This window comes from Bacteroides sp. AM54-2NS, from assembly GCF_003602935.1.
Classification (GTDB): Bacteria; Bacteroidota; Bacteroidia; order Bacteroidales; family Bacteroidaceae; genus Bacteroides; species Bacteroides xylanisolvens.
In genome coordinates, this window is record NZ_QTMZ01000056.1 from 14,488 (window position 1) to 28,336 (window position 13,849).

11 protein-coding genes and 1 pseudogene are annotated in these 13,849 nt (G+C 42.5%); 5 read left to right on the forward strand and 7 right to left on the reverse strand.

What is annotated here, in order from left to right; translation table 11 throughout:
- Positions 1-31: 31 nt before the first annotated feature.
- The 7 genes and pseudogenes from DXA05_RS22580 to DXA05_RS22610 all read right to left on the reverse strand — a co-directional run bounded on the left by DXA05_RS22580 (position 32) and on the right by DXA05_RS22610 (position 7,941).
- On the reverse strand, positions 32-1,285 hold the full coding sequence (locus tag DXA05_RS22580) for an ABC transporter permease (RefSeq protein ID WP_120070553.1): 1,254 nt from the start codon (positions 1,283-1,285) through the stop codon (positions 32-34).
- Between the two features lie 29 nt (positions 1,286-1,314).
- The gene (locus DXA05_RS22585) at positions 1,315-2,604 is read right to left on the reverse strand and encodes an ABC transporter permease (protein ID WP_128859652.1); all 1,290 of its coding nucleotides are present in this window, start codon (positions 2,602-2,604) and stop codon (positions 1,315-1,317) included.
- Positions 2,605-2,700: 96 nt separating this feature from the next.
- A complete protein-coding gene (locus DXA05_RS22590; protein ID WP_128859653.1) occupies positions 2,701-3,327 on the reverse strand; it encodes a DUF2807 domain-containing protein in 627 nt (208 codons plus the stop codon).
- A 66-nt stretch (positions 3,328-3,393) separates the two neighbouring features.
- A pseudogene (locus DXA05_RS22595) lies at positions 3,394-4,058 on the reverse strand (ABC transporter ATP-binding protein).
- 17 nt (positions 4,059-4,075) lie between these two features.
- Positions 4,076-5,323, reverse strand: a complete 1,248-nt coding sequence (locus tag DXA05_RS22600; RefSeq protein WP_117610451.1) for an HlyD family efflux transporter periplasmic adaptor subunit — start codon at positions 5,321-5,323, stop codon at positions 4,076-4,078.
- Between the two features lie 233 nt (positions 5,324-5,556).
- On the reverse strand, positions 5,557-6,954 hold the full coding sequence (locus DXA05_RS22605) for an NAD(P)/FAD-dependent oxidoreductase (protein WP_120070546.1): 1,398 nt from the start codon (positions 6,952-6,954) through the stop codon (positions 5,557-5,559).
- 81 nt (positions 6,955-7,035) lie between these two features.
- Positions 7,036-7,941 (reverse strand): glucosaminidase domain-containing protein, encoded by a 906-nt coding sequence (locus DXA05_RS22610; RefSeq protein ID WP_004304231.1) that lies wholly within the window; start codon positions 7,939-7,941, stop codon positions 7,036-7,038.
- A gap of 110 nt (positions 7,942-8,051) precedes the next feature.
- Between DXA05_RS22610 and cdd the strand changes: the two genes are divergently transcribed.
- The 5 genes from cdd (at position 8,052) to DXA05_RS22635 (ending at position 13,596) form a co-directional block, all read left to right on the forward strand.
- Positions 8,052-8,534: a cytidine deaminase gene (gene cdd, locus DXA05_RS22615; protein WP_008025756.1), complete on the forward strand. Its 483-nt coding sequence runs from the start codon at positions 8,052-8,054 to the stop codon at positions 8,532-8,534.
- A gap of 2 nt (positions 8,535-8,536) precedes the next feature.
- Complete coding sequence (locus DXA05_RS22620; protein ID WP_004326568.1) at positions 8,537-9,376, forward strand: helix-turn-helix domain-containing protein; 840 nt, start codon at positions 8,537-8,539, stop codon at positions 9,374-9,376.
- Between the two features lie 88 nt (positions 9,377-9,464).
- Positions 9,465-10,046: a DUF417 family protein gene (locus DXA05_RS22625; RefSeq protein WP_128859654.1), complete on the forward strand. Its 582-nt coding sequence runs from the start codon at positions 9,465-9,467 to the stop codon at positions 10,044-10,046.
- A gap of 99 nt (positions 10,047-10,145) precedes the next feature.
- Positions 10,146-11,519 (forward strand): FAD-dependent oxidoreductase, encoded by a 1,374-nt coding sequence (locus DXA05_RS22630; protein WP_128859655.1) that lies wholly within the window; start codon positions 10,146-10,148, stop codon positions 11,517-11,519.
- Between the two features lie 376 nt (positions 11,520-11,895).
- Positions 11,896-13,596, forward strand: coding sequence for an ABC-F family ATP-binding cassette domain-containing protein (locus DXA05_RS22635; RefSeq protein ID WP_121960589.1), 1,701 nt, complete (start codon positions 11,896-11,898; stop codon positions 13,594-13,596).
- The last annotated feature ends 253 nt before the right edge of the window (positions 13,597-13,849 follow it).

The window sequence follows — 13,849 nt, forward strand, 5'->3', positions numbered from 1 at the left end:
CTATTGAAAACAAATAGATAGCCCAAGTTTTTTATTCTTCGCGCAGCGCTTCGGCAGGCTGTATGCGGATTACCTGACGGGCAGGAAACCAAATACCTATAAGAATCATTAAAGACATCAGGAAGTAGGTTATGACAAATGTAATAAGAAAACGTACTACTCCCCACTCCATATACCCTTCAGTCAACTCCAGATGGCCGATATTATAACAGATGGCGGCGGCAGGCAAAGCAGCCAGAGTCAATAATAGCAATCCTTCTTTATTTAAACGTTGCCAAAGCTGCATCCGGCTGGACCCGACTGCTATACGAAGCGCAGACTCGGTACGACGGTGCTGCGTACGGAACCAGAAGGTGCCGACAATGCCCAACAGGATATTAAGCAATAAGAAGCCCATCATCCAGAAACGTACCTGTACCTGATTATAACTTCCTTGCTGGAAGTCATTCCGCAGATCTTCATAATCATGCACTTTCAGGATGAATAAGTTACCGACACTCAACTGGTTGGCGGACAATTTCATCAAATGTTCCGCAAAGTCTCTGGAAGTCCCCGGTTTCACTCGCAGACAAACTTCTACACTCGAAGGATAAAGTTCATCGTCAAGTTCGACCATTATCTTTTCAGTAAGTTCAATGGCTACATACCGGTCACTGTAGTTAGGCCAAAAGTCATTGTAACGCACTTTCTTCGAAACTCCCCCTATCTTGTACACTTTTGTAGAATCATCCACATCGACCATTTCTTTACCCAACAGCGTACGATCGCCTTTATAATCTTTGGGCCAGAAATTTTCACCAACAACGACATTGCCATTCCTTAAAGCTTGCACCAACGGCTGATAACCACGCCCATCAGCACTTTGATAACGGAAGACCTGAAAAAAGTCAGGGGTTACCGAACGCCGTAGCGGACTACTAACCAATGTATCGATACGCAACATACTACCGGAATTACTCCCGATATAGGGACGCGCATTATTGGATATTGAAACGGCCTCCACTTCCGGCAATCTCCGGAGACGATTGGTCAACTCGATAATATCTTGTCCTAAAGATGTACTCTTTTGCTCTTTCGAAAGATAGGAATTACTCTTGTCGTTTTTCAGGCTTAGCTCCAAATAATACGTATCGGTAATATCAAATCCTACCGGTTCGTAATAAGTACGCGCTGTCACATACGTCCAGTCGACCACATACCACAGGACCACAAAAACAATTAATAGTTCTGACCATAACCATCCGTTTGACCGGCGCTCGTTCCATATTTGTTTTAATAGTTGCATTTTCTTTAGAATTTAGATGAGTTGAAGAATTATCTTTCGTTGATGGCATCCACAATATTGGTGCGAGTTACTCTCCATGCCGGAATGGCGGCACTTAATAAATTGAGTAAGAAGCAAGCCAGAAATGCCAGCAGGAATACGGTAGGATCGAACAGTAAGTCGACACACATGGTCCGCAAATCTTCCACCCCATTGGATACAAAGTCTACGGAGAAAAGCATTCCTCCCAAAAGGAAAGCGGCGACATAACTTAATACCAGTCCGAGAATTCCTCCGAACAGGGAATAAAGCATATTTTCGGATAGTACCTGCATCATAAGCTCCCGTCTGGGGGCACCAAAGGCTTTTCGCACTCCTATTTCGGAGATACGCTTACGCATGCGTGACAAAGTAAGTCCGGACAAGTTGACGGCAGGAACAATCAATAAGACAAGTAATGTCAGTATGTATTGCCGTACTGCTTCTTTCACAGCAGGAGGATTGTTGGCGGAATAGCGTTGCGCGGCTACGAAATAAGTATCAGGCTGTCCGCGATAGAGTAAATCGAAATTGGGATGCCCTGCCATAAAGATAGCCCGCAAGCGGTCTGCCTCCTGGCGAATAGCCGGAAAATCGTCTTTCGATTTAGCCAGTATATAGACGGCAGTCATACCCATGATATTGTCATCGCCCCAAGTGGCTGTGAAGGCACTTGTTGAACTCAAAGGAATCCAAACTTGCGCATAGGCGTATTTCGCCAGTTTAGAAACCGGACGTACCACTCCGCAAACAATATAAGCCGAATGATTCAAAAGGAATGTTTTTCCAACCACTTCTGACGTTCCGAACAAACGGCGAGCCATATCTTCGGAAACCACAGCTTTTGCTGCTCCGGCATCAAAATCGGCATTATCATACGGTTTACCGGATAGAAACTCAAATTCAAATATTTTCCAGAAAGCATCGTCTGTTTGCAACACACTACAACTTTCCATCTCACCTGCCGGTTTAGCAGCCAGCATTGTTTCCTGCCAGATATTGGTTATGGAAACAACTTCAGGAATTGTCATTGCTTTGAAACAAGCCTTTGCCGTATTGTATCCGATAGGGCCATTGCTTTGCCAATTCACGTTGGACTTATTTTGAAGTCCGGCAAACCGGAAAATAAGCATCCGGTCACGATGGGTTTCCGGTGCAAAGGGAGCAATAGTCGCACGTAAAGTAATCACAATTACCATTATCATAGCAATAGCCAAAGCTGTACCAATAATGGAAATAGATGAAAGCAGTTTATTTTCTCCCAACAGATGGAATGCTTGTTTAAAATAGAGTTTTATCATGATCGTTACCAGTATAGAGTTCAGTATATTTCTTACTCGTCTTTTTTATTCTTCTTCGATTAGGTTCCACAGAAGTTCGTCAAAGAACGTTCCATATTAGAAATTCCATCCCTTCTTTGTTATATCCTTACATTTCAGGTTTTTGTGATTGATTTCACCAACACCATCCTTTTTAAAGAAAGCAGTATCAGCCTTACCCGATAAAGTGATATTCCCTACTCCATCCACTTTAGCCTTGATAAGGCCACAGTCAACATTCATTTTCATATTGCCTACTCCGTCGACATCGAGTTTCAGTTCATCGCAATGAAGATTTTTCACGTTGCAATTTCCCACTCCGTCAAGTTCGAAAGCTATATTTTTAAGATTCAATTTTTCCTTTGCATCAAAGTTCCCTACCCCGTCGATTTTCACTTTACTCAAATCGGGAGCAGTGATGTAAAAAATCAGATTCTTGACATTCTTTACGTTCTTCTCTTTATAATCGATAACCAGTGTGCCGTTCTTCACCGTTACCCGGGTTTTCTCTACAAATTCAGAAGGCCCTCCCAAACGGCAGGTACATTCTGCCGATTGAGCGAAAATAATATTTCCGACAGATTGCAGGTTGATGGCAGAAAAGTCGCCTACATTATAATCTTTACTCACATTTTGTGCCGATAGCGAACAAAAAGCAACACTTAACAGGACAGCTATCGCAACGATAAAAATATTCTTTGTCATGGTGGTTTTTAATTTAGAGAGATATTAATCTATTTTCTATTTAGTTTTATGTATAAAACGCAGGTTCTACTGCACCTGTCGTCCGTCAAAGAAACGAATGGTACGCGAAGTCTGCTTTGCCTGTTCTTCATTATGGGTGACCATAACAATAGTTCGTCCGTCTTCTTTATTCAGCCGGTGAAGCAGTTCCATTACTTCAGCTCCCATCCTTGAATCCAAGTTACCTGTCGGCTCATCGGCAAGGATTATTTCAGGATTACCGATAATAGCACGGGCAATAGCTACACGTTGGCACTGCCCACCGGAAAGTTGTGTAGGAAAATGTCTCATACGATGGCTTAACCCTACTTTTTCCAATACCTCTTGCGCCAACCGCTTTCGCTCACTACTGCCAACACGGCGATAAAGTAAAGGCAACTCCACATTATCCGTCACATTTAACGAATTAATCAGATGAAAAGACTGAAACACAAAACCAAGCGTTTTATTACGGAAAATTGCCAATTCTTTGTCTTTCATTCCTTCGGTACGTATTCCATTGATTTCCACTATTCCCATGGTAGGTGCGTCAAGTAATCCCATTATATTCAACAATGTAGATTTTCCGCACCCGGAAGGTCCCATTATACTTAGGAATTCTCCACGTTCTACCGTCAGATTCACATTTTCCAACGCTACCGTTCAATCTCATCAGTACGGTAAATTTTGGAAAGAGAGTTCAATGTTATCATAACTTCTAGTGTTTAATTTATTTAATCTTCAGCTTATTCTTGTTCTTATATGCACTCATATCACTTACCACTACCCTGTCACCCGGTTGCAATCCACTCAAAACTTCTACATATTCAAAGTTTGAATCACCCAACTGTATCTTACGTTTGACCAGTTCATTGTCAGAGTTGCAGACAAACAATTCGTATTCACCACGCCCCACATAGAAAGAGCCATTGGCAACACGCATCACATCTTCCTTTACAGCATTCATCACATAAACATCCGTCTTCAATCCGGAGCGCAGACGACGATGATTATCTTCCTTCAACTGAACCGTGAATGATATGACGCCATTTTTGGATAACGGTGTTACACTGCTGACCGTTCCTTCCAGTTTATCGCTTCCTATCTTAACAATTGCTTTTCCTCCAGCTGCCACACGGTCGCCATACGTATCAGCAATCTCGCCTTCCACCTTAAAATGACTTAAATCAGAAATGATAGCGACTTGTCCACCTTCGGAAATCTGCGCACCAATCTGGTTGTTAATATAGGTAAGAATAGCTCTGCGCGGAGAACGGATTTGCGCGTCATCCAAAGTACGTTTCTTTTCGGAAAGACTCTTACGGAAGATATTAAAATCAAGTTCCTGTACTTTCAGTTCGGCAGCAGCCACCTCCTTCTCATTTTTATATTGTTGCCGGAGTTGTTCGTACTCTAACTGGGCAACATTATAGCTCAATTCAGCCTGGCGCACTTTATCCGTTGTTCCCGCACCGAGACTGTCCAAATAGTGTTCATTTCTCAACTCCACCTTCATCCGGCTTAATTTCATAGCCGAAACTTTGATCTGCATCGCCATATCCGAAAGCTTCGTCTGATTATTGACACGAAGCTGATCGAGCTTATACCGACGCATCTGCTCTTCGTCCAGCAACTTTTTATATTCGGTTTCCGTACTCTGAAGATCGAGTTTCAGAATCGGAGTACCTACATCTACGCTATCTCCTCCTTTTTTATAAACTTCAAGAATACGACTGTTGATTGGAGAATTGATAATTTCTTCAAATGCAGGAACCACCTTGCCGGAAGCACTGACACTTACCTCAATAACTCCTGTATCGACTGTGGAAAAGACAAGATCTTTTGCCTCCACTCCTGCCCTTAGTACAGATATAAGTACACCAATGACAACAATACTTGCCACCCCGATGGATGAATAACGAATGATCTTCTTGTTACGTTCTTTCTGACGTATTTCTTTAGGAATTTCTCTGTCCATATCTGATCGTTTACGATTTTATCATGTATCAATTTAGCATTTTATATACCAAATCTATGCCAAAACCGTAAGTAATTGATAAATAGAATGTAACAAAAAACAAAGGGTGTCCGATATCGGACACCCTGTACGAATTTACTGTTCAGAATATGAATCTATCCACCTGTCGGCGGAAGGTCAGCATACCTGGATAATGACGGATTGTCAACTACGGTATAATGACTTCTCATTAACTATTTTTTCTCTAGTTCGGAAGCTTGCTGAATCTCCTGCGGAGAGTGTTGCTTCGGTTCCTGTATCAGTTCTTTTCCCCAATGATTAGTCTCCTCCAGCTTTTCACGATCGCGAATTTCTTTTGCTTTACGGGCATAGACAATCATACGCATGGATTGATCGTAAGTGAAATAATTCCAGATCCAATTTAAGAGCACAATCACTTTATTACGAACTCCAAGGATAGAACGCAGATGAACAACCAGCCACATCACCCAAGCAAACCATCCCTGCATCTTTACTTTACTAAACTCTGCCACGGCACGATTGCGCCCGACGGTCGCCATCGAACCTAAATTGCGGTAATGGAAAGGTTTCATTTCCTGTCCTTTTTCCATACGAATCAGATTCTTTGCCAATAGTTCTCCTTGTTGGATCGCCACTTGTGCCAGTTGAGGATGCCCGTTCGGGTAATTTTCATCAGCCAACTGAATACATTGGTCGCCAATAGCAAACACATTATTCATCCCTTCTACACGGTTGAATGAATCGACTTTAATACGTCCTCCACGCCCAATCAGAGAGGCATCCAGATTGCCGATAGTCACACCGGTGACACCACTCACCCAGATAAAAGTACGCGTGGCAATCTCTGTACCATCTTCGAGTACTACTTTATGGTCACGATAATCCACAACACGTTTATTCAACAGGATATTTACTCCCATTTCACGGAGAAACTGTTCAGCATGTGCAGAAGATTCTTCTGACATTCCGGCAAGCAATCGCGGCCCGGCTTCAATCAAATAGATATGCATCAGACTGCTGGGCATATCAGGATAATCATTCGGCAAGACGAATTTCTTCATCTCGGAAAGTATTCCGGCTACTTCTATCCCGGTAGCTCCACCTCCTACAATTACAATATTCAATAGCTCTTGTTGTTCCTGCTTTGTTGAACAGGTCAGCGCTCGTTCCAGATTAGCCAGAAGAGCGTTTCGCAATCCCATCGCTTCTGACACATTTTTCATCGGCATGGCTTCCTCTTCGATATGTTTATTACCGAAATAGTTGGTTGTAGTACCTGCTGCTAACACCAGATAGTCATATTCTGCTTTTCCGATGGAAGTCTGTATCATATTCTTTTCCGGGAAAATGGCACGTACTTCCGCCATACGGAAATAGAAATCTTTCCGATGCTGGAATATTTTACGGAAGGGGAAGGATATGGAAGTTGGCTCCATACCGGCCGAAGCCACCTGATAAATCAAAGGAGGAAACTGATGATAGTTGTTTTTATCTATCAATACGACTTGAAAGCCTGACTTTTTCAGCTTGTTAGCCAGTTTCAAGCCACCGAAACCACCGCCTACTATGACGACACGTTTCTTATTACTTTTTGCAATGTTTAGACTCATATTCTAATCATGTTTTATCAAGATAATAACACATGAATGAGTCATTAAGTTTCCGAAATTCGAAACTTTTGAGAGAAGTCTCTACCGCAGACGCAATCTATCTCCGATTTCCGGAACATACTCACCATCCTTACGATTCATCTTATACAGATTTTTGAGGCGGATACCATATTTTTGAGAGATGCCATGCATGGAATCTCCATCTTTCACAACATATACAGTATAAGGTTTGGAAGCCTTTTTCTTCTTGCTCTTCAGGTAGATGATATCTCCTTCCATCAAGGTATAATCACGCTGCAAGTCGTTGTACTTCACAAGTTTCTTCCAGCTAATATCGAATTCCTTGCCTAAATCTTTAAAGGTATCACCGTTGCGGGCTACCACATAAGCGATATCATTAGCGATATACACCTGATGCGGGCTCATCAACCAAGGATTCTTTTTCAGCTTCCGTTCCGAATATACACCCTTACGGTCGTATTTATACAAGTCATAATCTTCGATAATCGTAATCAGACGGTTAGCATAAGAAGGATCGGTAGCATAGCCTGCTTTTTTCAGTCCACGCGCCCAGCCTTTATAATCGGTGATATCCAGTTTGAAAAGAAAAGCGTAACGGGCACCTCTTCTAAGGAAGTCGGAATGATCTTCGTAAGAGTCACGCGGATGCTTATAAGCACGGAAACATTCGTTGCGCGCATCATCATCATGACGAACCGTACGTCCCCGCCAACTGCCACCACACTTAATACCAAAGTGGTTATTACTCTTTCGTGCCAACTGGCTATATCCGGCACCGCTTTCCAATAATCCTTGCGCCAATGTGATACTCGCCGGAATCTTATGAAGCTTCATCTGTTCAACAGCCAAATCACTATACTTATTTATATACTCGACGTAACGGGCATTCCGTTTCTGTGCCTGCACTCCTACGGCAAAGAAAAAAACAACGGTTAAAAAGATAAGTCTATGCAGTTTATTCTCCATTTTTATTCAGATGTGAATTAGATGGCACAAAAATCTGAAAAATAATTGGGATTATCAATCTCTTTCCTAACTTTGTAACATTAATTGTAGAAACCAATACCCTGACGTATATGAAAGACCTCACAATTACCGCTATTATTAAAGTATATCAATATGATGAGTTGAATGAGGGCGATCGGTCACTTATAAAGACTGCCATGGAGGCAACAGCTCGTAGTTATTCTCCGTACTCCCATTTCTCCGTAGGTGCCGCTGCGCTATTGGGCAACGGGACAGTAGTGACAGGAACCAATCAGGAAAATGCGGCCTATCCGTCGGGGCTTTGTGCAGAACGTACTACCCTATTCTATGCCAACTCCCAATATCCCGACCAATCGGTTGTCACTCTTGCCATTGCGGCACGAACGGAAAAGGACTTCATCGACCATCCGATTCCTCCCTGCGGTGCTTGCCGGCAAGTGATTCTGGAAACGGAAAAGCGTTACAAACAACCCATCCGCATCCTATTATATGGCAAAGAATGTATCTACGAAGTAAAAAGTATAGGTGATCTACTGCCGTTATCATTTGACGCATCAGCAATGGAGGATTAATTATGTTACAACAATATCACACGAAACTAAAAGGAACACTCGCACTTACAGACTCTTATCTGACAGAAAAAGCACTGCAAAAAGAAAAAGGGCTTTATAAATTTATATGGGTACGCAACGGAAGCATCACGGTAGAAATCGACCACCAGGAAATGGTGCTTACCCAAGATGAAGTGATTTCACTCACTCATCTGCAACACCTCGAATTCAAATCGATTGATGGCGAATACCTGACTTTATTGTTCAACAGCAATTTCTATTGTATCTATGGCAACGACCATGAAGTGTCATGCAGCGGTTTCCTGTTCAACGGTTCATCGCACCTGATCCGTTTCACACTGAACGAAAAAGAACGTAAAGAACTTGACACTATTACCGAAGCACTGGAAAATGAGTTTACCGTTTCCGACAGCCTGCAGGAAGAGATGCTGCGCATCCTGCTGAAACGTTTCATTATCCAATGTACCCGGATTGCACGTCACCGCATGAATATCACCCGTGAAAAAGAATCCGGTTTTGAGATTGTCCGCCAATACTATAACTTGGTCGACGAGCATTACCGGACGAAGAAACAGGTGCAGGACTATGCCGATATGTTGCATAAATCTCCCAAGACACTATCGAACATCTTTTCTACCTGTAAACTGCCTTCGCCGCTTCGGGTTATCCACGAACGGGTGGAAGCGGAAGCTAAACGTCTCCTGCTTTACAGCAACAAAAGCGCCAAAGAGATTGCCGATATTCTGGGATTTGAAGACCAGGCTTCTTTCAGCCGTTTCTTCAAAAATATGACCGGACAGAGCGCCGTGCAATTCAGAAATACACAGGAAGGGAAAAATTGACAAGGCATACGGAAGTATTGCTATTTTGAGGGTAGTGGAAATGGACGACCTTTGCGACATAAGATAAACCCATTAAAACCCCAACAAAATGAAAGAGAAATTGATCGCTTTACTGACCTTCACTTCAAGTCTGAAAAGTTTTGGTATGAAATTTATCCGCATTGCCATCCTGGTAGTATTTGTATGGATAGGCGGATTGAAGTATTTCCATTATGAAGCCGACGGGATTGTTCCGTTTGTTGCCAACAGTCCTTTTATGAGTTTCTTCTATGCTAAAGGTGCACCCGAATACAAAGAACATAAAAATGCGGAAGGTGCTTTTGTCCCGGAAAATCGTGCATGGCACGAAGCAAACCGCACTTATACTTTCTCTTACGGACTGGGAGCTCTTATTATGAGTATCGGCATACTGGTATTCCTGGGAATCTTTTTCCCAAAAGTGGGATTGGCAGGCGACACCCTCGCCATTATCATGACGCTCGGCACACTTTCTTTTCTTGTCACCACCCCGGAAGTCTGGGTTCCCGACTTGGGAAGCGGAGAATTCGGTTTCCCATTACTATCCGGTGCAGGGCGGTTGGTGATTAAAGACATCGTGATCCTGGCCAGTGCCGTAGTGTTATTATCCGACTCGTCACAACGCGTACTCAAAACACTTAAAAAAGACTAAGACAACCACTAAAGAGGATTCTGACTTCTTGCCATTGCGGAACAAATCGTATTTTCAGACTGTTATATAGTCTCATACGAATCGTTAATACAAGAAGTTATGAAACAATATGATGCAATTATTATAGGATTCGGCAAGGCAGGGAAGACCCTGGCTGCCGAACTTTCCAACCGCGGATGGCAAGTGGCCATCGTAGAACGTTCCAACATGATGTATGGAGGAAGCTGTCCGAATGTAGCCTGTATCCCAACAAAGACGCTGGTGCATGAAGCCGAGGTTTCCGCTTTGCTTTACCACGATGATTTTCCGAAGCAGGCGAATATGTACAAACAGGCCATCGGCCGAAAGAACCGCCTCACTTCCTTTCTTAGGAATGATAATTACGAAAGACTAAGCAAACGTCCTAATGTGACTATCTATACTGGAACGGGGTCTTTCATATCCGCCGATACCATAAAAGTGGAACTTCCCGAAGGAGAAATCGAACTGAAAGGAAAAGAGATATTTATCAACACGGGGTCTACTCCCATTATCCCTGCAATAGATGGTATTCAGCAAAGTCAGCACGTATATACCAGTAGTGCGCTTTTGGACTTAAGTGTACTTCCTCATCACCTGATTATCATAGGTGGAGGATATATCGGACTGGAGTTCGCTTCTATGTATGCCGGTTTCGGCAGTAAAGTGACGATACTCGAAGGAGGAAACAAATTTATGCCTCGCGAAGATCGGGATATTGCAAACAGCGTCAAAGAAGTGATGGAGAAGAAAGGTATTGAAATCCATCTGAACGCGCGTGCGCAGTCTATCCATGACACGAATGACGGAGTGACACTAACTTACTCGGACGTATCCGACGGTACTCCTTATTATGTAGATGGAGATGCCATTCTTATCGCAACGGGACGTAAACCGATGATTGAAGGATTGAATCTGCAAGCAGCGGGTGTAGGAGTTGATGCTCACGGAGCTATCATCGTAAACGATCAGTTACGCACTACTGTTCCTCATATATGGGCAATGGGAGATGTGAAAGGCGGATCGCAATTTACTTATGTCTCGCTGGATGATTTCCGGATTATCCGTGACCAACTCTTCGGTGACAAGAAACGTGATATCGGAGACCGTGATCCTGTGCAATATGCAGTGTTTATTGATCCGCCATTGGCGCATATCGGAATCAGTGAAGAAGAAGCTCTGAAAAGAGGATATTCATTTAAGGTTTCCCGGTTGCCGGCATCCTCCATCGTCCGTACCCGTACATTGAGGCAGACAGATGGTATGCTAAAAGCTATCATCAATAATCATAACGGGAAGATTATGGGCTGTACTCTATTCTGCGCCGATGCTTCAGAAATCATCAATATCGTAGCTATGGCGATAAAGACAGGCCAGACGTCTACATTCTTGCGCGATTTTATCTTCACGCATCCCAGTATGAGTGAGGGATTAAATCAACTGTTTGATGTATAAGAATAAGAAAGAGTATAACTCACTTCTAAAACAGAGCCTCTGAATAGAGTAAACAGAGGCTCTATTTGGAGTAATCGGAGGCTCCGAATGAGGTAAACGGAGCCTCTAAATAAATGAAATTCATTCTTTTTCAGTCTTAATAGAGTGAAATCTAATAGAAAGTGTTATCTTTGCCGCCAAGTTAAACTATATACCTACCACAATGAGAATTACTAAGTAAGACAACACTTCTAAGTAAACATCACTTTTCTTATATGCTTTTTCTATTTTGTTAAGCATCACGAAATCCGTGTTGTTTAGCCAGTATTGTGTTTGTCGTTCCCCTATCCTGTGATTTTTTTCACTCTATTTTCAACCTCAAACCCAATAGATCATCATGTCTATCAGTATCCAACAAATCAGCTATATCCATCCGGATAAAGAAGTATTATTCAGTGACCTCAATTTCGCCATCAGTAAAGGGCAGAAACTAGGATTAGTCGGTAACAATGGCTGTGGCAAGTCTACTTTGCTACAAATTATTGCCGGACAGTTATCACCCTCTTCCGGTGTCATTGTCCGCCCGGACGACCTATATTATATCCCGCAACATTTCGGGCAATATGATTCACTGACCATCGCACAAGCTCTTCAAATAGAGCGCAAACAGCAAGCTCTGCACGCTATCCTGGCAGGAGATGTCTCAAACGAGAATTTCACCATTCTAAATGATGACTGGAATATCGAAGAACGTTCCATTGCCGCTCTCGATTTATGGGGATTAGGACAGTTTACGCTATCCTACCCGATGAATCTGCTTAGTGGCGGCGAAAAGACCCGCGTATTCCTGGCAGGTATGGACATTCATCATCCATCTGTCATACTTATGGATGAACCGACCAATCATCTCGATTCTTCCGGCAGACAACGTTTATATGACTGGGTAGAAAAATATCGTTCCACCCTGTTAGTGGTAAGTCATGACCGTACTCTGCTCAATCTTCTCCCCGAAATTTGCGAATTGGAGAAGCATCAAATCAATTATTATGGCGGAAATTACGAATTCTACAAAGAACAAAAAACGCTGATGCAGGAAGCATTACAACAACGTATTGAAGAAAAAGAAAAGGCACTACGTATTGCCCGTAAAGTGGCTCGCGAAACGGCCGAACGCAGGGACAAACAGAATGTACGCGGCGAAAAGAGTAATATAAAAAAAGGAGTTCCACGCATTGTATTGAACGCACTCCAAGGGAAATCCGAGAAGAGCACTAGTAAACTGACTGGCGTTCATCAGGAGAAAGCCGAGAAGTTAACAAATGAACGCAACCAGCTTCGAGGTTCGCTCTCTCCGACTGCGGCATTAAAAACCGATTTCAACAGTTCCTCGCTTCATACCGGGAAGATATTAGTGACAGCAAAAGAGATTAACTTCAGTTATCATTCCAATTCGATTAACAATGATATTCTGACGAATGATGAAATAAATTCGTCTGACACAGGTTATCATCCCAATCCGAATAGCAATGATATTCAGGAAAATAGTATCTCAAAACAACAGCTTTGGCAAGCTCCTGTCAGCTTTCAGCTAAAGAGCGGAGACCGCCTCCGTATAGAAGGAGCCAACGGTAGCGGGAAAACAACTCTATTGAAATTAATCACCGGCCAACTTCAACCACAGGAAGGAACCCTGACACGGACGGACTTTAGCTATGTCTATTTGAATCAAGAGTATTCGATCATTGACGACCGGAACAGTATTCTTGAACAGGCTTACGCTTTCAACAGCCGGAATCTGCCAGAGCATGAAATAAAGATTATTCTAAACCGTTACTTGTTTCCTGCATCCGAATGGGACAAATCCTGCCGGAAACTTAGTGGTGGTGAGAAAATGCGTCTCGCTTTCTGCTGTCTGATGATTAGTAACAATACCCCTGATATGTTTATCCTGGATGAACCTACCAACAATTTGGACATACAAAGTATTGAAATTATCACTGCTACTATCAAAAATTATGCAGGTACTGTGATAGCAATCTCACACGACAATTATTTTATTCAGGAAATTGGTGTCGAACAATGCATTTTATTGAGTTAGTCTATTGATATTTTATCTAGGGCAACCGCACCAAAATTTAATTCATATCCGCACAGTTTTGAATAAAATAATGAAGTATTCTGGAAACGTTGTGGTAAATCTGAAAAAGATGATTGAGTTTTTAAGATTCCCCGTTATCTTTTTATTATAAGATATGGGTCAAAGGTGAGGGTTGGTGAGGTAGATTTATAACCTTTTATTTTATTATTTTCTATACTATCTCCTTTTTTATCTATAAAAAAAAATACGAAAG